We start from the raw sequence: 24,918 nt of genomic DNA on the forward strand, positions 1-24,918 counted from the left end.
CTTGGTCAGACAAAGATGAAGGATCTCGTGATGCCCGCATTCTCGCGCCGCTCCCTGCTGGGCGGTGTTGCCGCGGCCGGTGCCCTCGCTCTTGGCGCACGCTCGGTCAATTCGGCTGCCCCGGTCGCCGCGCAGCCCGGCACTGTCCCGCTGACGCGCGAAGAGCACAGGGTCGTGGTCATCGGCTCGGGATTCGGTGGTGGTGTCAGCGCGCTGCGGCTGGCGCAGGCGGGGGTGCCGGTGACGGTGCTCGAACGCGGACTGCGCTGGCCCACCGGCCCGAACTCCGAAACCTTTCCCCGGGCCTCATCTCCGGACAAACGACTTCTCTGGTATCGCTCCAGTCCGAACCTGTTCGGCCGCCCTATGATCTTCGAGCCCTACACCGGCCTGGTCGAAGCCGTGGCGGGAGTGAACATGACCGCCCTGTGTGCGGCGGGCGTCGGCGGCGGTTCCCTGGTCTACCAGGGGATGTCACTCCAGCCGACCAGGGAGGTTTTCGACACCCACTTCCCGGCCGAACTCGATTGGGCGCTGATGGACCGGGTGCACTATCCGCGGGTGGCCAGGATGCTGAAACTGGCCGAGGCTCCCGACGAATTGGTCGCGAGCGAGAGCTACCGAGCGGCAAGGGTTTTCGCCGAGCATGTGCAGCGCGCCGGCATGCCGCTGTCGAAGATCCCCATGCCCATCGACTGGGATTTCGCGCTCGCTGAACTGCGCGGGGAGATGAAACCGTCCTACACCAACGGTGATGGCGCGATGGGCGTGAACAACGGCGGCAAGCATTCGGTCGACGTCACCTACATCGCGGCCGCCGAGGCCACGGGGCTGGTGAAGGTAGAGACGCTGCACGAGGTGACCGACGTCGAACGCGCCGCCGACGGCCGGTGGATCGTGCACGTGCTGCGCCTGGACACTACCGGCGCGGTGGTCGAGAACAAGATCCTCACCGCGGGCACCCTGATCATGGCCGCGGGCAGCCTCAACACGACTCGCTTGCTGGTTCGCGCGGGCGCCAAGGGGCAGATACCCGATCTACCCGACGGACTCGGCCAGGGGTGGGGGACCAATGCCGACCGGATCTACGTTTGGACCGACCCGTCGGCCGAATTCGGTGCACCTCAGGGCGGTCCGGTGGTCTATGGCAGTAAGAACTGGGATGATCCGCATTCGGCGCACACCGTCATCCAGGCGTCCCTGCCGCCGCTGTCGCTGGACCCGCGCAGCACCATGATGGTCGGCTTCGGAGTCAGCGACAGCCGCGGCGCCTTCGCCTACGACTCGGGTCGCGACGACGCGATCCTGCACTGGCCAGCCGACGGCGACAGCTACATTCAGAACGCTCACATCGACCCCGCCGTGCACCGCATCGCCGGACCTGACGGCATGCTCCTCGATACCAACGCACTGTTCCCGTCCACCTGGCACCCCTTGGGTGGGGCGAGCATGGGCGCGGTCTGCGACCTCGATGGCCGCGTACACGATCAACCTGGACTTTACGTCCTCGACGGTGCATTGATGCCCGGTAATACCGCGGCCTGCAACCCGTCTATGACCATCGCCGCGGTCGCCGAACGGGCACTGGACAATATCGTCGCCCGCGATATCGGCACCCTCATCTGACCCGTGACTACAGGGAATGCGGCAGCCGCCCGCCTCAATGGCAATTCAGATACGACCGATGCCATGTCGTGCGTAGCAGCGCGGCGAATCACACGATGTGAAGCAGGAATTCGATGATGAAATTCTCCGATATGACAACCCACCTTCCTCGGCAACGGGTCTCATCGGCCTGGCGCGTGCCCTTCGCTATCGCCGCTACAGCAGGCACCATGGTCTTGGGCGCGATACAACCCGTCCTCGCGATACAACCCGCCCTCGCGCAAGCCCGAGAATCCGGTTGCGGTGGAGAGCATTTCGTAGCGTCCTGGGCGGCCAGCCCCACTGATTCGGTCACGCCGTTGGACGCATCCGGTGGGCCCGTTCCGCTGACTGTGAACAATCAAACCTTTCGAATGGTCATTACCCCACATCTGGGCGGAACACAGGTACGTGTCCGCCTGACGAACCGATTCGGGCTCACACCTGTCACCTTCGACACGGTCAGCGTCGGTGATCAGGTCTCGGGTGCGGCCGCAGCGAACATCGCACCGGTTCTGTTCGACGGTAAGCCTTCGATCACGCTCGCTGCCGGAGCCGATGCGCTGAGCGACCCAGTGCCGTTCACTGTCGCCTCGTTCAGTCCGCTGGCGGTCAGTATCCACGTAGCCGATTCAGTCGGTCCGCCGACGAAACACTGGAATTCCAACGCCACCTCGTACTATTCCCGCGCCGGTAGTGGCGACCTGACAGGACAATCCGACCCCGCGCGGTTCACCTCCACGACCAACGCCTGGTTCTATGTCAATGCGCTGGATGTGCTCGCACCCGCCGAGACCCGAGCCATAGTCGCGTTCGGCGACTCCATCACCGATGGCTTCGTCGGTACCACCGCGGTCGCTGTCCCCGCTGACCGCGCGGTGGCCGACACCAACGGACGCTACCCGGACTTGCTGCAACGTCGCCTCGACGCCGCTCGCATTCCCCTTTCGGTCGTCAACGCCGGGATCGGCAGCAATCGACTCCTGACTAGCGGCGAACCGCTACTTCTGGGCCCCAGTGGCCTTTCCCGGTTCGAGCGAGACGTGCTCGAACAAGCTGGAGTGGGCGGAGTCCTTCTCCAAGAGGGAATCAATGACCTCGGTCTGCCACCGCAGGCCGACGCGGCAACAATGATCGCCGGGTATCAGCGGCTCATCACCACAGCAAACCAGCATGGCAAGAAGGTGTGGATCGGCACACTGCTCCCAGCTTCCGACGCCGTTGTCAACGGCGTCATGTTGGCCCCGCGCAGCGAGACCGACCGTCAGCAGATCAACACCTGGATACGTAACCAAACCCTCGCCGACGGCATCGTCGACTTCGACACTGCCCTCCGTGACCCTGCCAATCCGACTGTCCTACAAGACGTCTATGCCAGCCCGGACCGCCTACACCCCAACCCCGCCGGCTATCAGGCAATGGCGGATGCGATCCAACTATCCATGCTCGCGGACTCTCGTTCCCCCGCTTGTTGACACGTATATAGACGACGGCACTCATATATCAGCGCTGCTCTCACTTGGCGGCGATTGATCCCAAAGAAGGAGCGGCAGCAGGTGCGCGAAACGACGAGCATTCAGTCCGATGTCGTCAAGACCGAAGTGCGCGGAAATGTGCTTCTGATCGGCCTGAACCGGCCGGAAAAGAAGAACGCGTTGACTGGAGAGATGTTCCAGGCACTGGCCGAGGCGTATGAGCGCTACGACCGAGATGACAATCTGCGCTGTGCGGTGCTCTACGGCGAGGGCGGGGTGTACTGCGCGGGCGTGGATATGACGCAGTTGCAGGAACTCGTCGAGAGTGGCGCGCTTGTCTACGACGAAGGGGACTACGACCCTTTCGGTATCGCGGGCATCAGGTTGTCGAAGCCGTTGATCGCCGCCGTGCACGGCGTCTGTTTCGCGGGAGGGCTGGAGCTGGCCCTGAGCGGTGAATTCGTCGTCGCCGCCGAAGGCACCCTGTTCGGTCAGCCCGAGGTCTTGCGCGGCGTCTTCGCCTTCTTCGGCGGCGCGGCGCGCTGGGTCGAGAGCGTCGGCTACGCGAACGCGCAGCGGTATCTACTCACCGGCCACCACCTGGATGCCACGGAGGCGCACCGGATCGGCTTGGTTCAGGAGGTGGTTCCGGCGGAGCAACTCCTCGACCGGGCACTGCGGCTAGCCGATGAGATCGCGGCCGCGGCACCGATAGGCGTTCGCTACTCGCTGGCCGTCTCCCGCCGCGCCGCCGAGGCGGGGATTTCGGCAGCCTTCGATACCGTTCCCCGATTGCGGACCGAGATCGTCGGTACCGATGACGCCGCCGAAGGCGTCCGGTCGTTCGAAGAGCGCCGCGCCGGCGTCTACACCGGTCACTGAGCCGGAACGTACCGAGCCCCTGCGGAAACCCACCTACGAGCTCGACCTACGGGTCGAAAGTGCGCCGCTCGTCGCCGAACAGAAAGTTGTGTTATGCGTCAATCATCAACTGTCACCGCGATGCTGTCCGCAGTGGTCTCGGTGCTGGCTCTCACCGCCCTTGCGGCGCCCTCAGCGGCCGAAGACCTTCCCGCGTTACCGGCGGACTTCGAGTTCGGGGTCGCTCAATCCGGTTTCCAGTCCGAAGGTTTCAACCAGGACTCGAACTACCTGCGCTACGGCAATGAAGGGAAGTTGCACGAGCCGGTGGGAAACGCCGTGGACTTCTTCCACCAGTACGAGGGCGACGTCGACAGGGCGGCCTCGATCGGGGTGGACAACTATCGCTTGTCGGTGGAGTGGTCGCGCATCGAACCGCGGCCCGGTGTCGACGACGCGGCCGGTTGGGCGTTCTACGATGCGGTGATCGGCCGCATCGTGGCCTCGGGCATGCGCCCCATGATCACGTTGAATCACTGGGTCCATCCTGGTTGGGCGGTCGATCGTGGGGGGTGGAACAACCCGGACATGGCCGCAGCCCTGACCGCTTTCGGGCGACGTGTCGTTGATCGCTACAGATGGGCCGAGCCGATCTGGATCACATTCAACGAACCCAGCGAATACGTCCGGCGGGAACTGACCTACGGTGGTTTGGCGCCGACGAACACCGGGCTCATGGTCGACGGGATCATCGCGGTGCATCGGGCGATCACGACCCACATCCATGCCGTGCAGCCCGGGGGCCAGGTCTCCTCGAACATCGCCTACATCCCACTGCCCGGTGTGGAGCCGGCGCTGGAAGCCGTGTTCTCCGACCGTATGGTCGATTCCTTCGACTTCATCGGCGTCGACCAGTACTACTCGATCGCGCCGTCGGAACTGCCGTCGTTTGCCACCTCGGGCGGCTCGTTCTGGAATCTGCCGCAATCACCGGAGAGCATGTACTACGTGCTGCGCTACTTCGCCGGCAAATATCCGAACAAACCGCTGCGGGTCATCGAGAACGGATTGGCTACCGACGCGAATCAGAACCGGGCCGACGGGTACCGCCGCGACGACCACCTCCGCGACACCATCTATTGGATTCAGCGCGCACGCCGAGACGGCATCAACATCGTCTCCTACAACTACTGGAGCCTCACCGACAACTACGAATGGGGCGAATACGGTCCCCGATTCGGTCTCTACAGCGTCGATACCGTCCACGACCCTGCCCTGACCCGCCGACCGACAGTCGCGGTGGCGGCCTACCGCGAGATGACCGAACACCACGGGGTTCCCTCCACTTACCGGCCGACGCGCCAACCGGCACCGTGCTCACTGATCGCGCTGCCCGCCAGTTGCGGCGATCCGGTGTCGGTCGAGCCACGCTGACGAGTCTCTGGCACCCACCACCCCTTTCGGGCTGAGCAGGAGACTCTCAATGACCGTGTCAAGCCGCAGTAGCGAGCGGGGCCGGTGTGTTAAGGGTGAATTCCCGTCCGTCTCGCAGCAGGGCCCACAGCACATCGACAAGACGGCGGGACAGAGCAAGCAGTGCCTGGGTATGAATGAGTCGCTCACTACGTTTGCGCTCGTAGAAGCGCCGCGATGGGCCGTCGGCGACTTTCAGGCTCGACAGGGCAGCCATGAAGAACACCCGGCGCAGGCGCCGGTTGTAGCGTTTCGGGCGGTGCAGGTTGCCACTGACACGGCCGGAATCGCGTGGAACCGGAACCAGTCCCGCGTAGGACGCCAAACGGCCGGAACTACCGAAATTGGCCAGGTCACCGCCGGTAACGACGAGGAATTCCGCACCCAATCCAGGTCCCATGCCGGGCATAGACTCGAAATCCGCGCCCACGGGTGAGCGCGGAACCGAGCGGTGATGAGTTTGTCGGTTTCCTTGATCTCACGATCGAGATCGAGCAGTTTGGATGCGATGCGTTTGACCAGCATCGCGGTGTCGGCTTCACCGGGCAGAGTCAGCGTCTGCCGCTGCGCGGCCGCGACGGCCGTGGCCGCGGTCTTTCCGATCCCGGGACGCCATGCCCCGTTCTCGGTGAGATAAGTTGTGACACCGTCGATTCCGGTGTTTCCGATCTCGGTCGGGGTGCACAGGCCGGCGACGAGGATCAGCGGGGTCCGCGACGAGTAGTCGAATGCGGCTTCCAACGTCGGAAAGATCGAGCCCAGCAAGTCACGCAGCCGGTTGATCCCGGCGACCCAGTCGCTCATCAAGTCGGTGCGGTACCCGGTCAGCTGGGTCAACCTGACCACGAGCTCATCGGGCATCGTGATGTCGTTGAAATCGTTGCGCATCCTGGCTGTTTCGGCGATCACCCGCGCATCCTTGGCGTCGGTTTTTGCCTCACCGCGGAACGCGTGGGTCATCGTGTTGACCACTCGCCCCGGAATATAGGTCACCGGCTGGTTAGCAGACAACAACGCTGTGATCAGCAGCAACGCCATCGGGGAGGTCAGATCGATCGCCCACCGCACCCGATCGGCGGCCTGATCGGCGCGTGCGATCAACGCCTCGATCGCGGCCTGGTCGTTGCCGACTTTCTGGCTGAACACCGTCTTGCCGTTGCCGTCGATCGCGCACGCGTGATGCGAGGCTTTGCCGACGTCGATCCCGACCCAGATCTCCGGGCGAGTATTCACCCACGTGCTCCTTGCTCTGAAGTTGTTGAGCCCGTGGACAACTTCGCCGTCAGATCCCTAACCAGCGACGACCCGCAACAGCTCTCAATCAGCGGCCGGAGCGTCCAGTACGGCGGGGCAGCCAGTCTCCTGGAGCCTCAACAAAGGCAAACCCTGATCAGCTACACCCCACCGCCCTGGGCATCCAGGGCGCCAACCCCAGACACCTACAACCTTAGGGAATCCCTGATGAAGCATCGATCCTTGGTCACGCTGGCCTGCTCGGCCCTGGTACTCACCAGTCCGGTCTCGGCCACCGCGACAGCGGAGCCGATCCCTTCTGTCAACAACTGGAACTGCAAACCGTTGTCCGACAGCGCATTTCCCAGGCCGATCGTCCTCATCCACGGCATCTTCGGCGACATCGAGAACTGGCGAGCGGAGATCGATGACCTCACCGCACGCGGCGCCTGCGTGTTCGCCGAGAACTACGGTGCGCATGCCTCGACCGGATACGCACTCAACGGGCTCGCACCCTTGGCGCAGTCCGAAGACGAGCTGTCACTGTTCATCGACGAAGTTCGTGCTCGCACCGCCTCCGCCCGAGTAGACCTCGTCGGACACTCCGAAGGAGGCTTGCTCGCCGGTGCTCTCTCCCGGCGACTCGGCCCCAGTGGCGTACACACGGTGGTCTTGTTGGCACCGGCCACCCACGGCGCCGGCCTCAGCGGAACCACCGACCTACTTCACGATGTGGGCATCGAAGCCACAGTCGACGACATGTTGCGCGCCACTGTCTGCCCGGCCTGCGCGGATATGGCGATCGGTTCGGCATACCGGCAGAAGAACAACAAACCCCCGCTCGCGGCAACCGGCGTGAATTACCACATTCTCGCCCTGCACGACGACGCTGTTGTTTCCCCTGGCGGGACAGCGTCGTTCATCGACGAGCCCGGTGTCGAGAATCGGTACGCCGATGAACTGTGGCCAGGCTCCGCGTTCCAGCACCCCACCCTCCCTCAACAGCGACCCGTCGTGGATTGGGTGAGGCAGAAGCTCCAACGTCGGTGAGCGCCTCAATGACTCATCCCTCGGAATTCACAGCCAAGCCGGTTGCCGGACACACCGCCACGTCCAGTAGGGAAGACGCTGTGCCGCTTGCCGATTCACTCGTTTCGACATCTACGCTGCCACTTGCGCAGCAGGTGAGCCTCGATTGCGCCCCAGGTCCGCGTCTCGGTGCCGCCCGGGCGCCTACGCTCCCTGGCAGGGCCGTAATTCTTTTCGTCCTCGGTGCGGGCTGCCGGTACGGCCGCGGATTTCCTCCAGTGTCGATCTCTTCTTGTCCGGTCGGTCGCTACCCGCATGGGTGACAGGGTTGGCGTTCATCTCGACCAACCTCGGCGCGGGTCGAGATCATGGGCATGTCGGACAACGGCGCGCAGTTCGGATTCCCGACCTTCCACCGCCTTTACGCATGGCTCATGAGGCATGCGCGTTCTGGAGAACATACGGTGGTCAGCCGCAAAAGCTTGTGACGACAGGTCGTAGCTGTCCGTCGAGTTTCATCGATCTGGGATTGGTGTCATTTCTACAGGTGATAGTTAACAGTCAACCTGCCGTCGGCTCGAACCCGAGCTAGTTGGCGACGTCGCGGGCGTATAGGGCGGTCGAGGCTTCCGCGAGGTCCGCGTAGACCCCACCGCACGGCGGATCCGACGGTGCGACACCAGCAACGCCCACAATCCGGCACGCGCGCCCGGGGCGTTCCGAACGCTATTGAGCAGGATCCGTATCGGAGGGCCATTGCAAAGTGGCGCGGACAGGGTTACCAACGACGATACTTGCGCTTGGGACTGCTCGAGCGTCTCTTGATCAGTGCCCGAACGAATGTCGTCGCGTAGTGCGATGAGGTGACCGTCGTCGGAAGTCTTGTCTAGCGCTGTATCGCTGTGCGCGTGACGATCTCGCTATTCGCGACTGAGGCCGTGGTGGTATCAACCGTCGATGCACCGATATCTGTCAGTTGTGGCTCGACTACGGGTCTAGCCACAGCGTTTCGCAGGGCATTCGTCGGTTGGGGAGGAACCCATCGCTGATCTCGCTGGCAGTGATAGAGGGGTGAGGATGGGAAAGCCAGTCGTGCAAAAAGTTCCGCACCGCGGTACGGCAACCGCAGAAATCGACGACCAGGCCACCCGTGATCACTCGTAGGTGAGTGTCGGCTTCGGCGGGACGTGGAGATCGACGCAGTGACATCAGAACCTTCCCCGGCCTCCGGGGGTAAGAACAAAGACGTTGTGCAACCAGATCGAATCGCCAGGGGTGGAGTCGATACGGCGGTCGGATCCGGCGGGTAGAGATGCCAACGACCTGGCCGGAGACCGGGTCGAGTACCGCAGGGGGGTGGCATCCGCCAGATCCGGACCGTCACCGTCCACAGCTGTTGCCAGCGGCTGCTGGGTAATTGTCGCTGTGAACGATCTGCGCGCTGGCTCTGGGTTCATGCGTTGCCCTTTTGTGCGTGGTGGTGAACGTGTTCGGACGTGCGCGGCAAGCCAATGGCCGCGTGGCGTCGCCGATTGTCGATGATCTATCGCCGGATACGGCAAATGCGAGATGTTCGCGTGCCGTATCGACCGGAGGCAGGTCGGGTCTGCCGCTGGCATTGATATATCACTGGGTTTCGCAGGTCGTAGAAGTGATGGATGGAGAGTAACACGGTTATCGTAGGGCTCGCACGCAGGTCTCGGCATCGACCGGACCGCAGCGATAGCCCACTCCTTCGGTACCGACGCCGCAGTGGACTTGGCCGAGGCCGGACGCGTGAGCTCGCTCGTGCTGATCGACTCCGCACCGGACTACCGGTGCGCTACCTATCCGCCCGGTCTGAGCCTCATCACGAGGAAATCGTTGGTCGCTCTCGCACAACGCATCGCGCCGGCGTTCACCATCCAGCTGGCCATGCGCCGCGCCTTCGCCCCGGGATTCCGTTACTCCGATGTCCCCGGGTCTGCGGACCTAGTGGTCCGAGACTTCCGCAATCTGGCTCCCATAGGTCCGAGAGTCGCCCTGGTCGAGCGCCGCCGCGAGCTTGCCGCCAACCCACTCGACGCCCGCATCGCCCGCATCGACATCCCAGTCCTGGCTATCCACGGCCGACGAGACCGCTTATACGACTGCGCCCAAACCATCGCCCGCTACAGCGCGGCCGGTGCCCGGACCGCCATCATCGAGGACGCCGGCCACTCACCCAACATCGAACGCCCAGCCGAGGTCGTCGCCGTGGTGCGGGAATTCCTTACGCTCGTCATAGACGCCACCTGACGCTGCAACTACACCGCTATCGATCGCTGTAAGTTACAGCCGATGAGCGTGCATTTCGACCCGGCGTCTGTCCGATAATCGGACGACTCAACCTGTCCGACAGGTTGTCCGTGTAGTTTCAACATTTCTGTGTCGTGTGCGGCGTCATCGATGCTCGGGTATGCGCGATCAGTCCGTCGAAGATATCGGCGACGGCATCTCGGTCCGGCATTCGGCGCGGAGGTCGGTCCACCGAGCAAGCTCGTGTGACGGTGGGAAAATCTGAGCTGTCCGGTGGTGATCAGGTCCGACCAGTAGGACTGGGCAGTTCCCGGCCTGTTAGATGTATGCCCAATAAGTGGACCGAATCGGCGCTTACCCCCCGGGTAATCAGCCAGCAAAACGGGTGGCCAGCACAGGTTCAGACCCCGGGTACGCCGCAGTCCAGACCTGCACCGTCGGTGGGTAGGCGGGGGCCTACAGGTTGACGTTGGTTTTCCCGCGGCCGATGACTCCGACCTCGACACACATACCCCAATGGTCGGGGTCTGGTTGTGAGGCGGAGATTTCGTAGGAGTAGTCCGGGCCGTAGGTAGCGTTGCGGCCGACTTCGCATCCGACGTTCCGGGAGAGCTCGAAACGACCCGGCTCTTCGATGGTGACGTCACCGTCGAGGAGCTCGGTATAGGCGCTGTCGGCTTCGGGTACGTCTTTCACGACGCTGATGCTGTAGGTCTGGCCGATGGTGTCGGTCGGTGCGGTGCCGTGGACGACGAATCCCTCGAGACTGCCGCTGGCGAATTTGTGGATCTCGAGCTGTGCGGTCCAACCGGCGGGCGCGGCCATGGAATCTCCTTGTCGAGGTGCTGGAACGCCGCCGCGGTGTTCCGGGTGGCGACATGGCAAAAGGGTCGAAACTGGAAGATTATTCGTGCCGTGGGGACCCGGCGGCTAATTATGATGTCCAGGGAGGTTGTGTCGGGTTCATGTCGAGTCAGCCTGGCCACTGACCGGTGAAGGCCTCCGGTTGTGAAGTGGAGATGTCGAGTAACCGCTTCACCATCCAGGAGGCCTTCGTGGTCCACGCTAACGCCGCTTTGACCCCGCGTACACGTTTGAGGCTGGCACGGTTGATCGTCGAGCAGGGATGGACCTGCTCGACAGCAGCGAAGATGTTCATGGTCGCCACCGCGACAGCCCGCAAGTGTGCCGACCGCTACCGCAGCGAGGGCCCGGCCGGGATGGTCGACCGCAACTCGCGCCCACACCGCAGCCCGGCGAAGATACCCGATCTCCGTCGTCTGGCAAGTGGTCCGGCTGCGGTGGCGGCATCGACTCGGCCCGGCCCAGATCGCGGGGTGGCTGCCGGATCAACCGGCTCTCGCGCATCGATCGGGTGACCGCTGGACATCACAGCTAGATGCCCCTGTGCCCGGGTGAAGAGGTCGAAGGAGTACCAGGGCATCGCGTTCAGGTGTGTCACTTGTCGATCTCGTCGTCGGGCACGCCGGTGAGGGTGTCGCCGAGCTCTTCTGGTGCGTTCGGCCACATTGAGTCGCTGTGCGGGTAGTCGGCTTTCAAGGCGATGTTGTCGATGCCGATCCGGTGGCGCAGCGCGACGCCGACGGGGTCGCTGATGAAGCAGGTCAGGAAGTGGTCGCGGAAGACCTCCGGCGACAGTAAACCACCCGACTTTCGCCGAGCAATTGCGCAGCTCGCGGCCAGTTATGGACGACGAACCCCGATGAGTTCCAGGTCGGGGCGGGATGCCGCAGCGGCGATCGCAGTGCTTGCCGACTTTGTGGGTCACACGGACCCTGGATGCTCATCGGGGCGCACCTTGTTGTTGCGTGGCAGCCGTGCGTGCTTCGCGTTCGTCGTGCAGGCGTACGAGTTCGCGGAAGCCGAGCCGGTGGTACTTCGGGGTGGGCTGGATTCCCCATTCGTCTTGAGCGGTGTCCTTGCCTTGTGCGCCTTCTGGTGGCCCGAGCGGGGGGTAGGGATATTTGCACTCGAGGGTGTCGTCGGAGTACCGCACTTTGTACAGTTCGCTGCAGATCTCGGTCAGGCTCAGGGTCGGGTAGCCGTAGTAGATCGCCATGAACGGCAGCGTGAACGCGCCCTCGAGGACGAGGGCGATCAGGCATACCAGGACGGCTCTTTTGATCCAGGTGTGCATGCGCGCGTAGTAGGGAGTGGTGCCCGCCGGGAGGTCGTCGGCGGGTTCGGTGTCGGTCGAAGCCGGTGTGGTCACGATGGTATCCCTCGAATATCGTTCAGTCGGAGAAGATTTCGCGGTTGACGGTGTGCAGGTAGGGGATGGCGAGGAAGGGGGTGATGTAGAAGATGTCGTAGAGCCACCAGCCGATAACGGGGAAGACGGTTCCGGCGTAGCGGACATCGGCGTAGATGGTCATGTTGAACACGTAGACGACCCAGATGACCACACCCATCCAGCAGGTGACGATCATCCATTGCTGGCCCCAGCGCTTCATCTGCAGGAATCCGATCGCCGCAGCGACGCGCATCGAGAACACCGTGAGGATGAGTCCCGCGACCAGGGCTTTCTCGCCGGGGGCTGCCGCGCCACCGACCCACAGTTCGTTGTAGTGCCAGAAATATCCGGCGTCGAACATGTTGCCCCACCCGACCAGCAGCACGCGGTTGATAAGGGTGTGGCTGGCAACCAGATCCAGCGCCCAGCCGAGGCTGTTGAGACAGCCGTCGATCAGTACGAGATACCCGATGAGGGTGATGACCATCGGACGCACCGACAGACCCGCGCGCTCGGCTCGACGTTGCAGCCAGGCACCGCGCAGGAAGATCGGCAGTCCGATCAGCCCTGGTGCCCACATGCCCATCAGGGCGGCACCGGTGATCATCCACTTGTCGGCGCGGCGTTGAGCCAGACGGGACTGTTCGTGGTGGTCTTCCAGCGACAGCGGTGGCGTGTCGGCGGCCGCTGGTTGTGACGTCGTCACAAGTCCCACCACCCGCGGGCAAAGGACATGTAGAGCTGGATGCAGAACATCATCAGCAGATAGCCGTAGATGACGATCTGGAAGACGATCAGCGCCCTCTTTCGTTTACGTTCCTTCTGGTCCATGCTGGCCGCACCTTTCTATGACGTGGACGAGGTTTCGGGAGCGAGCAGGGTGGCGGCTGCGATCTCACGTAGTCCGTCGGTGATCGCGCCGTCACTGCTCAGCGGCGCGAGAACGCAGGCCTCGGCCGCGGCGATCTCGGGGGCGCCCGCCGCGATCATGGCCGCGGCGGTGACGAGTACCCGGGTCGAGGGCGGTTCGAAATGGAAGGCGCTGTCGGCCTGGCGAATCGACGTTGCGCACGCGACCAGTCGGCGGGCAGCCGCAGGGTCTACTCCGGTTTCGGAGACCAGCAGTTCGGCTTCGTGCACGGGCGGCAGGTAGGTCATCGCCAGGGTGATGAATCGTTGCCGGAACGAGGGTTTGAGTTCTTTGAGCGAGCTGCGGTAGCCGGGATTGTAGGAGCACACGAGCATGAAGGTCGGCGGTGCTTGCACTACTTCCTGGGCCCGGTCGAGATAGAGCGTGCGGCGGTGGTCGGTTAGCGAATGCAGGATGGCCAGCGAGTCGTGGCGGGCTTCGACCACCTCGTCGAGGTAGCAGATCGAGCCCGCTTTCACCGCGCGCGTCAGTGGCCCGTCGATCCACTCGACATCACCACCGGCGATCATGAACCGACCGACCAGATCGGAGCTGGTGAGGTCGTCGTGGCAGCTGATCGTGACCACGGGCCTGCCCAGGAGCACGCCCATGTGCTCGACGAAGCGCGTTTTCCCGCAGCCGGTCGGGCCGGTGAGCATGACCGGAGCGCGCCGGCCGAAAGCCAGCTCGAACATCTGGACTTCGTTACCGGCGGCGACATAGGTGTCGATGGTCAAAGTTCCTCCGATCCGCGGTGATCTCAGGCGGCGACGAGCGCGCGATGGACGTGGGCCAGGACCCGTGGCAGGTCCGCCAGCTGCCCGATGCGCTGGGAGCGGCGGGGGCCGAAGACCTCCGGCAGCGGGTCGACCCGCACCGGTCCGATGCCGATGTAGTACACGGTCACTCCCGCCTCGTCGGCTTCCTGCACCGCATGTGCGGTGTCTGCCCAGGCGTAGCGGCCCTCGTAGCCTTCGTCGGAGATCAGGCCGTCGCCGATGATGATCAGCAGGCGGTGCTCGGCGGGCTGGGCGAGCAGTCGCGCGGTCAGGTGCCGCAGCGGTGCCCCGAGGCGGGTGTAGCCGCCGGTCTCCAGTCCGAGCCCGCCTGGCGGTGTGAACCGCGCGTCGTCGAAGTCCTTCAGGCGCCGCACTTCTACGCGATGGCGGGTATTGCCGGTGAACACGAAGATCCCGTGGCGTTGATGCGCGCGGCGCATGGAGTGGGACAGGGCATCGGCGCACGCGAGTTCGAGGCGAAAGATCTGCCCGCCGTGCACACCGAGTGAGGAGCTGCCATCCAGCAGGAGTGCGGTGGCGACATCGCGGCTGCGCGGCATCAACTCGCGGAAGATCCGGGGCTCGGCCGCGCTGCCGGTCGCCAGATCCGTGTAGTGGCCGATGTATCGGTCGACATCGAGCATCGAGCCGTCTTCGAGCCGGTCGGTCATTTCACGGTGGGTGTGTTGCTCGAACCACTTGCGCAGATCCGCGGTGACGGTAACCGCCTGTGGGCCGCGGGCGGTGTGGGCTTGTTCGAGCACCGCCACGTGACCGGGCATGAATCGCCGCGTCCACATGTTCCATTCGGGATACGCGATCCCGGGACGATGCTCGGGGGTGCGGTCGAGATCGTTGTCGTGTGGTCGGCTCCGGGGCGGGAGGTTGGGATTGCGTACGCCGCCGTCACCGCCCACGGGCGTCGAATACGGTCGGGGCAGCCGCTTCTGCGTGGTGGTCCACGGCATCCGCCCGAAGCTGCGGCGCAACCTGTCGGTCACGGTCAGTGAGCGCGTATATGCGGTAGGCAGCAGTCCCAGTAGGGGGTGCGGTGTCCGAGTACGCCCCTTCGCGGCCGTAGTCACGGCCCGTTCGAGCATCGCCGATGCCGCCATGTCCGCTGCCGCCATCTCCAGATCGGGGACTACGCGCAGGATTTCGGGTACCAGCCCGGGCCATCTGATCCCGATCCAGCCGAACGCGACCTCGGCCTCGATGATCGCGAGTGCGCGAAGCTCACCGCCACTGAGTTCGTTGAGCCGATGTTCGGTGAGTCGTTCCTTCGACGGTGCGCACTGCAAGGCGATCCCGCATGTCAGAGTGCGCCGAGACCAGTCCCGTGCGAGCGGCGGATGGGGCACCTGGACGGTTGTCATGCTCGGGTTCAGCCCGAACACACGATGCTCACCGGTGACGAGTACGACACCGTCACGGCGGCGGTCGCTCAACACGACCGCGGTCAGCGCGCAACTGCGCTCGACCATCAGCGAGTGCGTATCCGATAGTCGGTTCATCGCGCACCTACTGGCCCGCGATGACTCACCCGCGCAGCTCTCAGAATGTGCCGATATTGGAGAACATCCAGTACCAGAATGCGATGATCCCGACCGTGCCGCCCCACGCCGCCGCGTAACGCGCGATTTCCCACAGATAGCCCATGGCCCCAGCTCCTGACCTCGATTGGATGACCAAATGTCAGCGGACGCTGCCGCCGTTCCGGCACTCGGTGGGATGCACCTCGCGGCGTGGGAGATAGGTCCAGAGGTTCGAGACCGGCCGTCGCGATCATCAGGCCTCCCATCCGTGCAGTTAGCTGACTCAAGTCAATCTAAATGGTGTGAGAGCTGCTGTCTACAGTCAGTAGCATCGCTTTAACGCTTGATCAGAACCTAGGAGTTTTCGTTGGAAGGCCTGACCTGAACAAGATTGGCTGAGTCAAGTCAATCTCTGATATGGCGCGGCAGGACCCCGCCCCGACCGAACCCGGTGCCCGCAATTCGGACCTGCACCTGGTTGTCACCCGTGCTGGTCCAGCCTCGACAGTCGTTCAGTCGGAGAAGATTTCGCGGTTGACGGAGTGGAGGTAGGGGATGGCCAGGAATGGGCTGATGTAGAAGATGTCGTAGAGCCACCAGCCGACGACGGGGAACACGACCCCGGCGTAGCGGACATCGGCGTATATCGTCATGTTGAACACATATCCGACCCAGATGACCACGCCCATCCAGCAGGTGACGATCATCCACTGCTGGCCCCAGCGCTTCATCTGGAGAAATCCGATCGCCGCGGCGATGCGCATGGAGAACACCGTCAGGATCAATCCGACTTCCCACGCCTTCTCGCCGGGGCCCGCCGCGCCGCCGATCCAGAGTTCGTTGTAGTGCCAGAAGTAGCCGGCGTCGAACATGTTGCCCCACCCGTTCAACAGCACGCGGGCCAGCAAGGTGTGATTGGCGACCAGGTCCAGCGCCCAGCCGACCGTATTGAGTGCGGCGTCGACGATGACCAGATAGCCCAGCAGAGTGACCAGCATCGGCCGAACCGTCAGCCCGTCACGCTGGGCGCGTCGCAGGAGTCGGATGCCGTACAGGAACAGCGGAAGGCCGAAGACCCCCAGCGCGGCAGTGCCGATCAGGATGCTGCCGCTGATCAACCACTTGTCGGCGCGCCGCTGCGCCACTCGCGATCGCCTGGCGTGCTCGTCGAGGGACAGGGCCGCGCTCGCTGCATCCGCATCGGCTCGGGCAATGAGGCGCTTGGTGGGTTTGCCGGGAATCGACATCGATCTCCCCTGTGAACGAGGGTCGGCGCGCGAAGGCCGATCTGGCACTCACAAAGGTATCAAAACTGACTCAAGTCAACAAGATGGCGATCGCGCAGCCGTACGGGCGTTCATTGGGCCGGTGCGAGGCTGCGCATCGTTCGGATGAGGTAGTCCTCGACCAGCGCCCGTCGGTTCGGCCACCCACTGGTGGTGATCAGCAGCGCGTAGAGACCGAGCAGGAAGAACACCGCACTGTTGATCGGGGTGACCTCCGGGTCGATCGCCCCGCTGTCGCGCGCGAGTTCGATCCGCTGGGCCACCAGATCGATGAGCGGATGCTCCCTACCGTCGTCGGGCGGGCGCGTCTGCGAGAAGTGGGCCGCCAGAAAGTCCTTGAACAGCAGTCCACCCAGGCGATGCTCGAGGTCCAAGATCAGGCGGATCGCCTCGTTCAGTAGCTCCGTCAGATCGCGGTCGCCGCGCAGGAAACGGCCGAGCTGCTTGACCATGCGCTGCTCTTCGCGCAGTTCGAGCTCGAGCAGGACATGCTGCTTGGTCGGGAAGTGGAAGAAGAACGTGCCGTGCGCGACCCCCGCGGCCGCAACGATGGCACCGACGTCGGCGTCGGCCATCCCGGTCCGCTTGAATTCCCCGATCGCCGCACCCATGAGGCGCTCCCGGGTCTGGAGACGCTTCGCCTCACGTGCCCCCAAGCCGTCCGTCGCAGCCATTCGCGTCTCCTTTGATCTGACTCGACTCATCGAGGGTCCGTGTCCGTCGCCGCCAAGTAGGTTAGCGGGATCGGGCACTGTGCGTTCTGATGGGTAAGTGGGCACTCGGGGCTGGCCGAGGACCTGCAGCCACCGTCTCGGGGAATCTCGCCAGTTCTGCTGCCCCGAGACCGGCCGAACCGATAGGAGGTCGCCTGTATGTTCACCAATTTCACGACCCACGAGATCGATATCGACGGTGTCCGCATCCACGCGCGCACAAGCGGTGAAGGTTCACCAGTGCTGCTGCTGCACGGCTACCCCCAGACCCATGTGATGTGGCGTGATGTAGCGCCAGCATTGGCCAAATCACACACCGTCGTCGTGTCCGACCTACGTGGGTATGGCGACTCGGGCAAGCCTGCCTCGGACACTGACCATTCGTCGTATAGCAAGCGCGCGATGGCTGCCGACCAGGTCGGGTTGATGACAGCTCTTGGGTACGACCGATTCGCGATCGTCGGTCACGACCGCGGTGCCCGAGTCGCTCATCGGCTGTGCCTCGACCACTCTGATCGGGTCGAAAGAGCCGCAGTCCTCGACATCGCCCCGACCCGACATGTTTTCGCGAACGTGGACCGTGCCTTGGCTACTGTCTACGACCACTGGTTCTTCCTCGCCGAGGAACCTGATCTGCCCGAAGTTCTGATCGGAGGGGCGCCCGAGTATTTCCTACGCCGAAAGCTCGATCAATGGTCCGGCCCGGACGCGGTATTCGATGAAGCGGCGGTATCGGAATACGTGCGTTGTTTCAGCGATCCCGAGACCATCCGGGCAAGCTGCGAGGATTACCGAGCTGCCGCCTCCGTCGATCTCGAACACGACGAGATCGACGCCGCCGCAGGCCGCCGCATCACCTGCCCACTGCTGGTCCTGTGGGGCGCGCAGGGCTTCGTCGGAACCCGCTACGACGTGCTCGAGGTTTGGCGGCGATACGCCGACGACGTCCGTGGGCACAGTGTTGACAGCGGGCATTTCCTCCCGGAGGAAGTCCCCAGTCAGACGATCGACGCGTTACGCGGCTTCCTGTCGAACTAGCACCGTTTCCGCGATGACTGCGGCGCTGGAACGCGGTGATATCGACACTGACATGTCCTTCTGCATCGACGACGCGGTCGTCGCCTTCGAACCAGGTGCGCCGGTGCGGGGCGAGGAGCAACTGCGCGCCGGGTTCGCCGCCTTCGCCGCGGTGAAACCCGATTTCCGCTACGACAACGGACACGAGGTCATGCTCACCGGTGACATCGCCGTGCACATCGCGCCGTGGACGATGAGCGGCACCGCTCCCGACGGCACGCCGATCGCCCAGACCTGACTGTCGGTGGCGACCCTGCGTCACCAGGCCGATGACAGCTGGAAGATCATGCTCGACAATCCCTTCGGTGCTTGCCCCTTTTCCTGACGAGCGCGCCGGGCTGTGGAGACGGTTCCTGGTTCGCGATAGCGCAGGGTGTCGCGTCGCGTAAGGGTCGGTAGCTCCTAGGTCGAGCACGGCCAGTTCGGCGTCGGTGGGTCGACTTGACGGCGCGTCGAATCGACCGCGAGCCCGTAGTGCTCTGCCGTCCAGGCGATCACGGCGTTGATAGTCGGCCAGGCTTGTTCGTCTGGGCATCCAGGTCACGGGCGAGAAGCCGCCTTCGTGGGCGTGGGGGAGTCGTCTCTGCGGCAGGGGTGGCGGCCTTGGGAGTCCCGGCGACGAGCTGCCACCGAAATCCGGCGCCGGCCGATGCGCTCGGCCGGTTGAACTCGGCGGCAGCCACCGACCCTTCGGGTAGGTAGTCACCCGTCCCGCCTACCCGCGCGGGGTCACCGCGGGCCGGCCTCGACCTCGGACGACAGCTCGGCCCACTCCTGCCAGCCCTTGACCCGGTCCGCGTAGAGCTGCGGGACGATCTGGAGGGGGAAGGTGCCGAAGAAGATCCGGGAGGGTGGGGTGTCGGCGTCGACGACCTTCAGCAGAGCGTGGCCGACGCCAGCAGGGTCGGGGTTCGGGATGGTGGCGAAGCTGGCGTTGACCGTCTCCCGGAAGCTGTCGTAGGCGGACAGCGGCGCGGAATGGGCGGAGGACGCGTTGAACTCGGTGCCGAACGGTCTGGGCTCGACGACTGTGACCTTGATGCCGAAGCCGGCGACTTCCTGGGCCAGCGAGTCCGAGAGCCCCTCGACTGCCGCCTTGGTGGCGGTGTAGCCACCCGTGGTTGGGAAAGCGGCAAGGGCGAGCAGGCTGGTCACGTTGATGATGTGGCCGCTGCCCTGAGCGCGCAGGTGGGGCAGTGCCGCCTGGACGACCCAGAGGGTGCCGAAGACGTTCGTCTCGAACTTGGCGCGGAGGTCGTCTTCGGTCAGCTCTTCGACCATGCCGAACAGACCGTAGCCGGCGTTGTTGACGACGACGTCCAAGCGTCCGAAGTGCTCGTGAGCGCGCCGGACGGAATCGGTCACAGCGGTTTTGCCGTGACGTCCAGGGTCAACGGCAGGATCGCGTCGCCGTGGGCTGCGACAAGATCGGCGAGCGCGTCGGCGTTGCGGGCAGTTGCCGCGACCTTGTCGCGCCCCGCGAGAGCGCAGCCTCGGTGAAGTGGCGGCCCAAGCCGCGCGAGGAACCAGTGATGAACCAGATCTTGCTCATGAGAAGAACTCCTCGATAGGGATACCGAGACAACGCAAGAGACTATATCCCTATATGGAACTGAGTACCATTAAGAGTCGGTGTACTAGACTCACCGCATGGCCGAAGCATCCAGGACCGAGCGCTCCACGCTGCGCGAGCGGACGCGAGCCGCCATGCGCGACGAGGTCAGCGAGGTCGCGTTCCGGCTCTTCGCCGAACAGGGTTTCGACAAGACGACGGTCGAACAGATCGCCGCTGAGGCCGGGTTGTCACGGACCACCTTCTTCCGGTACTTCGGCACCAAGGAGGAGCTCGTCCTCGGCAAGATGAGCGAGTTCGGTCCCAGGATCGCCGCGGCGCTCGCCGACCGCCCCGCCGATGAGCGGTCCTGGGAGGCACTGCGTCGTTCCTTCGACGTGATCACCGAACCGGCGGTGGCCGAGCCCCAGCCGTTTCTGAATCTGATGCGGCTTCTCGACGACGCTTGCGCCCTGATGACCCGTCAGTGGGAGAAGACGCAGGGTTGGCACAGCCTCCTGGTGCCGGAAATCAGCCACCGGCTCGGCTGTGACCCGCAATCCACGGGCGACCTGCGCGCCCATGCCCTCGTAGGCTCGGCGATCTCCTGCCTGGACGCCGCAACCGACGCCTGGACCGCCGCCGGCGGAGCCGCACCGTTGTCCGAGCTTCTCGACCAGGCAATGGGTGTGCTGGTCGAACCGACGGCATAACTGGCCTCGGTCGCGACGCGGAAACCAGCCACTACCTCTTGCGTCGGCGGCTCGATGCGAGAGCCCCACGGCAGCCATCCTGGCCACAGCGACCACTGCGGGAATCACGGCCCTCAGAAAAATTGAGTCGCCGGCAACCGAGCCGCCAGCAGAGCCCACCGATCGACGGTCCGACCCGCTCGACTCCGGTGAGAAAGCCCAGGCAGGCTGCCCGCAGCCAGGCCGGATAGATATCGTTCGCCACCATGACACTCATCTGAGTGTCAGTCGAAAATGCACCCACGACGAACGACGAGATCATCAATTGATCATGGTCACGACACGGTCGCTTCCTCCTGTTGTGGGCAGGGTTCGGTCATTCCGCCGAAGCAGCGATGCGGGGGTCGAGTCCGTATTGCGCAGGCACGCCGAGGTGATCCCGCAGCGTGGCGCCTTCGTAGTCCTCGTGGTATAGTCCGCGCTCCTGAAGAATAGGCACGACCTCCTCGACGAAGGTGTCGATGCCATCTTCATTGATGTCGATGGAGACCCAGAAACCGTCGCAGGCGCCCGCCTCGAACCACTCCTGCATATGGTCCGCGATCACCGATGCACTACCGACGGGGGTGGGGTGGTAGTCGATGACGCCGTGGGCGAGGATATCGCGGATCGTCCAGCCTTCGCGGGCGACCTCGAGCGCGCGCACGCTGCGCGGGTCGTAGGGGTTGGGGCTCGCCGCAGCCAACTGTGCGGGCGTGAGGGGCTGGTCGAGTTGGCTGACGTTCAGCGTCGCGGGTAGATTCAGCATGGCGCCCAGGTAGGGCACTCGGGCGGGCGCGGTGAGCTCACCGAGAGCCACTCGACGGTCCAGCGCCTCCCGCTTGGTTGCCCCGATGGCAGGCATCACGCCGGCGAAGAACTTCACCTCATCAGGGTCGCGGCCTGCTCGCCGGGCCGCCTCGCGCAGCTCTTCGCGCTGGTTGCGGGCGTCCTCGATCGTGAACACGGCGCCGATGACTCCGCTGGCGTACCTACCGGCGATCTCCGCGCCGTTCGCCCCACCACCGGCGGAGAAGATGACGGGCTGTCCCTGCTCGGACGGGGGGATGGACAGCGGGCCGCGCGAGGCGACGTACTCGCCCTGCAGGTTGATCGGCTGGATTTTCGCCGGGTCAGCGAAGTGCCCGGTCTCGGTGTCCTTCACCCAGGCGTCTTTGCCCCAGCTGCCCCAGAGAGCCTGGGTGATCTGGATGGTCTCGTGAGCGCGCTGGTAGCGCTGCGGCCGCGGTGCGATGGCCTGTCCGTAGTTCGCGGCAGCGACCGGGTCGCTGGTGGTGACCGCATTCCACCCCGCGCGGCCGTGGCTCATCACATCGAGGGCTTTGAATTGACGTGCGATGTTGAAGGGCTCGTTGAATGTCGTGGAACCGGTCGCTACGAGGCCGATTCGCGTCGTTTCACGGGCGATCGCTGCCAGCGTCATCATCGGTTCGAGGGTGATCATGAGTGATTCTCGGGTGAGGTCGGCCTGCTCGCCCAGGAAGTCGGGCAGGAACAGGAAGGCGAACTTTCCCCGCTCGGCGGCTTGGGCGTAGCGCACCTGGGCATCGAAGCTGGTGTAGTTCGCGGGGTCTACCCCTGGTGCTCGCCACGCAGAACTCTGCGAGCCGTAACCATTGCCGAGGTGCATCCCCAGGATCATCTGTTTCCCGGTTGTCATGGTGTCCTTCGTTCGGTGCATGAGTAGAAGTGAGCTATCGGTGGGCGGCGCGGTTGGTCCTGACGGTCTCTTCGTGGGAGGGCATCGCGGCGAGGGAGCCGAAGTGCGCCATCAGGCCATCGCGCGTGGCAGGCGCTTTGTCCTTCTCCGCTGCAGCAAGAGCCCGCCCGAGATCCTGCATGCCCAGCTCGGTGCAGTACGCCGGTGTTCCGGGCTGCTGGCGCCACGACTCCGTGAGCAGGCCGGCGTCATAGGCGTCGAAACCGGTGTCGGCGACGAGACGCATCACTGTCGCACGGGCCTCGGCGGAGTCGCCCGCGACCGGGATCGCGATTCTGTCGGCGCTACCGGCGGGCTTGCCCTTGCTTCGCTGCGTCTCGGCCAAGGCCGCGTTCCAGGCCTTCACGATCGGGCGCCCCAACTGTTCCTGGCTCCACACGCTCTCGACCTGTCCCTCGTCGACGGCCGGGATGTGCCCGTTCATGGAGGGGTAGTAGTTCGAGGTGTCCACGACCACGGTGCTTCCCGGTACAGCCTTGACAAGCTCTTCGAGCTCGGGCTGCACCCCGAACGGAATCGCCAGGACGACGACGTCGCGCTCCTTTGCCGCAGCAGTGAGCTCGACCGGCCGCGCACCCGCCGCGGTCACTGCGGAATCCACGGATTCCGGCCCTCGCGCGTCCGCGATGAACACGTCGTGCCCGGCTTCGCTGAGCAGGCGCGCGATATTGCCGCCGATTGCTCCGGCACCGATGACTGAAACCTTCATTCCCGATCCTCCTTCGTTCGTGTCGAGCGCAACCGGCGCTCAGAGAGTTGTGGTGACGGGGCTTGTCGTTCCGCGCACAAGCGAGCAGACTGGATGTACGTGCTTCGCTGTACATCCACTGTAGATGATGTACGCGCAAAGCGGTACATCTTTCGTATGCAGAACAGGATCGAACCCATGGCCAGTCGATTGGCAAACCCGCTCACCATCCCGACCGAGGAGGAGTTCGACCTCTTCGAGGTGATGTCGGCGCTCACCGACCCGGTGCGGAGAGCGATTGTCGTCCAGCTCGCAGAAGAGCCGGGCCGAGCGTGCAGCAATGCGGACTATGGCGTGTCGAAATCCGCCCTGACCCGCCATTGGCGCATACTCCGCGAGTCAGGTCTCATCAGGCAAGAGGCGCAAGGCAACAAGCATCGCAACTGGCTCCGCGGCGAAGAGCTCGACCGACGCTTCCCCGGGCTACTGACGCTCGTTCTCGAAGAGTCGTCACGCGGGGCAAGAGTGTCTTAGCTCACCTCGGTGGCTCGTGGGCGATATCGCGGTGGAGTAAGTCGTCCAGCTCCACTCGCTTCGGCCCAGACCCGGATCAGGTAGTGGGCCGGAGAACTCGCCGCCTCGTGCGAGCGCGGGGCGGACCTGCGGGCCAGTATCGACGGGACGCGGTGCCCTCGGGCCGCGCTCTACGCACAGCTATGCTGGCGTCGTACCCTGGCCACCTCAGGCCGTGTCGACCTTGACGATTGGCAGTCGTGCAATTCGTCCGAGCGGAGGCGACGCTCGCGCTGGGCGACGGTGTTACGCGTTCGAGTCGGCCGCAGCCGCGTGGCCTCCGATTGCTCATGTCTTGTTGGTTGTAGGTGACGTGTATGAGGGTCTGAAGTGCGAAGACCATTCTGGGGCACCACACGGCGAGCGCCAGTGGGCAGCGTTCTCGGGCGAACGCTTCCTTTTTCTGGACGACGCGGCGGTGCTGGATCGAAATGGGCGATCACCGTGACCAGCGGTGATCTACGATTTCTCGTTGCGATCGCGGTAGCCGCTTGCGATGAGTGTGCGGAGCCGGTCGAGCGACTCCTCGTCGGCGCCGTTGCCTTTGATCCAGGCAATGGAACAGGCGGCGAGGAACAGGTCGTACCCTCGCACCGTCGCGCGCACGTGTCCCGCGAGCTGGGCGGCTTCCACGTACTTGTCGGTGGCGGTGATGAAGATGTCGCAGGGGATCGTGAGCGGATTGTCCGAATCCTGCGCCCGGGCCGCAGCCATTAGCGGATCCGGGAGCCCGCTGAAGGCGCTGAAATACTCCTCCATCGCCCGCAGCCAGTGCTCCAATACCTCGCCGACATCGCTCAATTGTTCGATGTCGGACTGGCGGGCCACCAGCTCTTCGGAACGGGTCTGGAGAACCGCTGCCAGTAGCGCCTCTCGGGTGGGGAAGTGTCGGTACAGGGTGCCGGGCCCTACGCCCGCCTCCTTGGCTATGGCCTCGAGCGAGGTGCCGACCCCGTGCCGCAGGAAGTGGCGCTGCGCGGTCTGTAGCAGGGCTGCGCGGTTGCGCTCGACGTCCGCGCGAGGCTTGCGCTCTCGCTGTTCGGTGGCATTCATGCACCCTCCTGATCTCTGGTCGCTCTTGCCACAT

22 protein-coding genes and 5 pseudogenes are annotated in these 24,918 nt (G+C 64.3%); 12 read left to right on the forward strand and 15 right to left on the reverse strand.

Annotation, left to right across the window (positions count from 1 at the left end; all coding sequences use genetic code 11):
• Positions 1-30 precede the first annotated feature (30 nt).
• The 4 genes from ACFVJ5_RS27300 (at position 31) to ACFVJ5_RS27315 (ending at position 5,414) form a co-directional block, all read left to right on the forward strand.
• Positions 31-1,626, forward strand: a complete 1,596-nt coding sequence (locus ACFVJ5_RS27300; RefSeq protein ID WP_379224315.1) for a GMC oxidoreductase — start codon at positions 31-33, stop codon at positions 1,624-1,626.
• Between the two features lie 392 nt (positions 1,627-2,018).
• Complete coding sequence (locus ACFVJ5_RS27305; RefSeq protein ID WP_379224317.1) at positions 2,019-3,119, forward strand: GDSL-type esterase/lipase family protein; 1,101 nt, start codon at positions 2,019-2,021, stop codon at positions 3,117-3,119.
• Positions 3,120-3,200: 81 nt separating this feature from the next.
• Positions 3,201-4,001 (forward strand): crotonase/enoyl-CoA hydratase family protein, encoded by an 801-nt coding sequence (locus ACFVJ5_RS27310; protein ID WP_379224319.1) that lies wholly within the window; start codon positions 3,201-3,203, stop codon positions 3,999-4,001.
• A gap of 120 nt (positions 4,002-4,121) precedes the next feature.
• Positions 4,122-5,414, forward strand: a complete 1,293-nt coding sequence (locus tag ACFVJ5_RS27315) for a family 1 glycosylhydrolase (protein ID WP_379224320.1) — start codon at positions 4,122-4,124, stop codon at positions 5,412-5,414.
• A 58-nt stretch (positions 5,415-5,472) separates the two neighbouring features.
• On the opposite strand, the pseudogene ACFVJ5_RS27320 reads toward ACFVJ5_RS27315, so the two are convergent.
• Positions 5,473-6,686: pseudogene (locus ACFVJ5_RS27320) on the reverse strand (IS110 family transposase).
• Between the two features lie 228 nt (positions 6,687-6,914).
• On the opposite strand from ACFVJ5_RS27320, the gene ACFVJ5_RS27325 reads away from it, so the two are divergent.
• From ACFVJ5_RS27325 to ACFVJ5_RS27335, 3 genes and pseudogenes are all read left to right on the forward strand, one after another.
• Positions 6,915-7,736 carry an esterase/lipase family protein gene (locus tag ACFVJ5_RS27325; protein ID WP_379224322.1) on the forward strand — a complete coding sequence of 274 codons (822 nt, stop codon included), beginning with the start codon at positions 6,915-6,917 and terminating at the stop codon, positions 7,734-7,736.
• Positions 7,737-7,962: 226 nt separating this feature from the next.
• Positions 7,963-8,149, forward strand: a pseudogene (locus ACFVJ5_RS27330) (Na+/galactose cotransporter); the annotation flags it as partial.
• A 1,270-nt stretch (positions 8,150-9,419) separates the two neighbouring features.
• Positions 9,420-9,992 (forward strand): alpha/beta hydrolase, encoded by a 573-nt coding sequence (locus ACFVJ5_RS27335; protein ID WP_379224561.1) that lies wholly within the window; start codon positions 9,420-9,422, stop codon positions 9,990-9,992.
• A gap of 456 nt (positions 9,993-10,448) precedes the next feature.
• Here ACFVJ5_RS27335 and ACFVJ5_RS27340 read toward each other — a convergent pair whose 3' ends face one another.
• Together ACFVJ5_RS27340 and ACFVJ5_RS27345 are read right to left on the reverse strand one after the other, a co-directional pair.
• The gene (locus ACFVJ5_RS27340; protein WP_379224324.1) at positions 10,449-10,817 is read right to left on the reverse strand and encodes a hypothetical protein; all 369 of its coding nucleotides are present in this window, start codon (positions 10,815-10,817) and stop codon (positions 10,449-10,451) included.
• 148 nt (positions 10,818-10,965) lie between these two features.
• Complete coding sequence (locus tag ACFVJ5_RS27345) at positions 10,966-11,151, reverse strand: hypothetical protein (protein WP_379224576.1); 186 nt, start codon at positions 11,149-11,151, stop codon at positions 10,966-10,968.
• Here ACFVJ5_RS27345 and ACFVJ5_RS27350 point away from each other — a divergent pair.
• Positions 11,102-11,373: pseudogene (locus tag ACFVJ5_RS27350) on the forward strand (leucine zipper domain-containing protein); the annotation flags it as partial. The gene ACFVJ5_RS27345 and the pseudogene ACFVJ5_RS27350 overlap by 50 nt on opposite strands.
• On the opposite strand, the pseudogene ACFVJ5_RS27355 reads toward ACFVJ5_RS27350, so the two are convergent.
• The 8 genes and pseudogenes from ACFVJ5_RS27355 to ACFVJ5_RS27390 all read right to left on the reverse strand — a co-directional run.
• Positions 11,353-11,657 (reverse strand): annotated as a pseudogene (locus tag ACFVJ5_RS27355) (amidohydrolase); the annotation flags it as partial. The pseudogenes ACFVJ5_RS27350 and ACFVJ5_RS27355 sit on opposite strands and share 21 nt — an antisense overlap.
• A gap of 139 nt (positions 11,658-11,796) precedes the next feature.
• A complete protein-coding gene (locus ACFVJ5_RS27360) occupies positions 11,797-12,228 on the reverse strand; it encodes a hypothetical protein (protein ID WP_379224563.1) in 432 nt (143 codons plus the stop codon).
• A gap of 19 nt (positions 12,229-12,247) precedes the next feature.
• Positions 12,248-12,853: a hypothetical protein gene (locus tag ACFVJ5_RS27365; protein ID WP_379224564.1), complete on the reverse strand. Its 606-nt coding sequence runs from the start codon at positions 12,851-12,853 to the stop codon at positions 12,248-12,250.
• A 95-nt stretch (positions 12,854-12,948) separates the two neighbouring features.
• Positions 12,949-13,077, reverse strand: a complete 129-nt coding sequence (locus tag ACFVJ5_RS27370) for a hypothetical protein (RefSeq protein ID WP_379224325.1) — start codon at positions 13,075-13,077, stop codon at positions 12,949-12,951.
• Between the two features lie 15 nt (positions 13,078-13,092).
• Entirely contained in the window at positions 13,093-13,893 is an 801-nt protein-coding gene (locus ACFVJ5_RS27375) for an AAA family ATPase (RefSeq protein WP_379224327.1), read from the reverse strand.
• Positions 13,894-13,916: 23 nt separating this feature from the next.
• Entirely contained in the window at positions 13,917-15,449 is a 1,533-nt protein-coding gene (locus ACFVJ5_RS27380) for a nitric oxide reductase activation protein NorD (protein WP_379224329.1), read from the reverse strand.
• A 533-nt stretch (positions 15,450-15,982) separates the two neighbouring features.
• The gene (locus ACFVJ5_RS27385) at positions 15,983-16,717 is read right to left on the reverse strand and encodes a hypothetical protein (RefSeq protein ID WP_379224331.1); all 735 of its coding nucleotides are present in this window, start codon (positions 16,715-16,717) and stop codon (positions 15,983-15,985) included.
• Positions 16,718-16,827: 110 nt separating this feature from the next.
• Positions 16,828-17,430, reverse strand: a complete 603-nt coding sequence (locus ACFVJ5_RS27390; RefSeq protein ID WP_379224333.1) for a TetR family transcriptional regulator — start codon at positions 17,428-17,430, stop codon at positions 16,828-16,830.
• A gap of 198 nt (positions 17,431-17,628) precedes the next feature.
• Here ACFVJ5_RS27390 and ACFVJ5_RS27395 point away from each other — a divergent pair, with 198 nt between their 5' ends.
• Together ACFVJ5_RS27395 and ACFVJ5_RS27400 are read left to right on the forward strand one after the other, a co-directional pair.
• Entirely contained in the window at positions 17,629-18,507 is an 879-nt protein-coding gene (locus ACFVJ5_RS27395; RefSeq protein ID WP_379224335.1) for an alpha/beta fold hydrolase, read from the forward strand.
• 13 nt (positions 18,508-18,520) lie between these two features.
• Positions 18,521-18,784 (forward strand): YybH family protein, encoded by a 264-nt coding sequence (locus ACFVJ5_RS27400; protein ID WP_379224337.1) that lies wholly within the window; start codon positions 18,521-18,523, stop codon positions 18,782-18,784.
• A 491-nt stretch (positions 18,785-19,275) separates the two neighbouring features.
• On the opposite strand, the pseudogene ACFVJ5_RS27405 reads toward ACFVJ5_RS27400, so the two are convergent.
• A pseudogene (locus ACFVJ5_RS27405) lies at positions 19,276-20,098 on the reverse strand (SDR family NAD(P)-dependent oxidoreductase).
• A gap of 98 nt (positions 20,099-20,196) precedes the next feature.
• Here ACFVJ5_RS27405 and ACFVJ5_RS27410 point away from each other — a divergent pair.
• Positions 20,197-20,811, forward strand: a complete 615-nt coding sequence (locus tag ACFVJ5_RS27410) for a TetR family transcriptional regulator (protein ID WP_379224338.1) — start codon at positions 20,197-20,199, stop codon at positions 20,809-20,811.
• Between the two features lie 355 nt (positions 20,812-21,166).
• Here ACFVJ5_RS27410 and ACFVJ5_RS27415 read toward each other — a convergent pair whose 3' ends face one another.
• Together ACFVJ5_RS27415 and ACFVJ5_RS27420 are read right to left on the reverse strand one after the other, a co-directional pair.
• Entirely contained in the window at positions 21,167-22,510 is a 1,344-nt protein-coding gene (locus ACFVJ5_RS27415) for an NtaA/DmoA family FMN-dependent monooxygenase (protein WP_379224340.1), read from the reverse strand.
• Positions 22,511-22,544: 34 nt separating this feature from the next.
• Complete coding sequence (locus ACFVJ5_RS27420; RefSeq protein ID WP_379224342.1) at positions 22,545-23,279, reverse strand: NADPH-dependent F420 reductase; 735 nt, start codon at positions 23,277-23,279, stop codon at positions 22,545-22,547.
• A gap of 177 nt (positions 23,280-23,456) precedes the next feature.
• Between ACFVJ5_RS27420 and ACFVJ5_RS27425 the strand changes: the two genes are divergently transcribed.
• Entirely contained in the window at positions 23,457-23,792 is a 336-nt protein-coding gene (locus tag ACFVJ5_RS27425; protein WP_379224344.1) for an ArsR/SmtB family transcription factor, read from the forward strand.
• Positions 23,793-24,290: 498 nt separating this feature from the next.
• On the opposite strand, the gene ACFVJ5_RS27430 is transcribed toward ACFVJ5_RS27425, so the two are convergent.
• Positions 24,291-24,884, reverse strand: a complete 594-nt coding sequence (locus ACFVJ5_RS27430; protein ID WP_379224346.1) for a TetR/AcrR family transcriptional regulator — start codon at positions 24,882-24,884, stop codon at positions 24,291-24,293.
• Positions 24,885-24,918 lie beyond the last annotated feature (34 nt).

The sequence above is a fragment of the Nocardia sp. NPDC127606 genome (genome assembly GCF_042671725.1).
In the GTDB taxonomy this organism is placed as follows: domain Bacteria; phylum Actinomycetota; class Actinomycetes; order Mycobacteriales; family Mycobacteriaceae; genus Nocardia.

Coding starts and splice junctions, on each gene's coding strand:
- ACFVJ5_RS27300 (WP_379224315.1), top strand. CDS start 31: ATGCCCGCATTCTCGCGCCGCTCCCTGCTGGGCGGTGTTGCCGCGGCC.
- ACFVJ5_RS27305 (WP_379224317.1), top strand. CDS start 2,019: ATGGTCATTACCCCACATCTGGGCGGAACACAGGTACGTGTCCGCCTG.
- ACFVJ5_RS27315 (WP_379224320.1), top strand. CDS start 4,122: ATGCTGTCCGCAGTGGTCTCGGTGCTGGCTCTCACCGCCCTTGCGGCG.
- ACFVJ5_RS27325 (WP_379224322.1), top strand. CDS start 6,915: ATGAAGCATCGATCCTTGGTCACGCTGGCCTGCTCGGCCCTGGTACTC.
- ACFVJ5_RS27340 (WP_379224324.1), bottom strand. CDS start 10,817: ATGGCCGCGCCCGCCGGTTGGACCGCACAGCTCGAGATCCACAAATTC.
- ACFVJ5_RS27345 (WP_379224576.1), bottom strand. CDS start 11,151: ATGAACATCTTCGCTGCTGTCGAGCAGGTCCATCCCTGCTCGACGATC.
- ACFVJ5_RS27365 (WP_379224564.1), bottom strand. CDS start 12,853: ATGATCACCGGTGCCGCCCTGATGGGCATGTGGGCACCAGGGCTGATC.
- ACFVJ5_RS27370 (WP_379224325.1), bottom strand. CDS start 13,077: ATGGACCAGAAGGAACGTAAACGAAAGAGGGCGCTGATCGTCTTCCAG.
- ACFVJ5_RS27380 (WP_379224329.1), bottom strand. CDS start 15,449: ATGAACCGACTATCGGATACGCACTCGCTGATGGTCGAGCGCAGTTGC.
- ACFVJ5_RS27385 (WP_379224331.1), bottom strand. CDS start 16,717: ATGTCGATTCCCGGCAAACCCACCAAGCGCCTCATTGCCCGAGCCGAT.
- ACFVJ5_RS27390 (WP_379224333.1), bottom strand. CDS start 17,430: ATGGCTGCGACGGACGGCTTGGGGGCACGTGAGGCGAAGCGTCTCCAG.
- ACFVJ5_RS27395 (WP_379224335.1), top strand. CDS start 17,629: ATGTTCACCAATTTCACGACCCACGAGATCGATATCGACGGTGTCCGC.
- ACFVJ5_RS27400 (WP_379224337.1), top strand. CDS start 18,521: ATGACTGCGGCGCTGGAACGCGGTGATATCGACACTGACATGTCCTTC.
- ACFVJ5_RS27410 (WP_379224338.1), top strand. CDS start 20,197: ATGGCCGAAGCATCCAGGACCGAGCGCTCCACGCTGCGCGAGCGGACG.
- ACFVJ5_RS27415 (WP_379224340.1), bottom strand. CDS start 22,510: ATGACAACCGGGAAACAGATGATCCTGGGGATGCACCTCGGCAATGGT.
- ACFVJ5_RS27420 (WP_379224342.1), bottom strand. CDS start 23,279: ATGAAGGTTTCAGTCATCGGTGCCGGAGCAATCGGCGGCAATATCGCG.
- ACFVJ5_RS27425 (WP_379224344.1), top strand. CDS start 23,457: ATGGCCAGTCGATTGGCAAACCCGCTCACCATCCCGACCGAGGAGGAG.
- ACFVJ5_RS27430 (WP_379224346.1), bottom strand. CDS start 24,884: ATGAATGCCACCGAACAGCGAGAGCGCAAGCCTCGCGCGGACGTCGAG.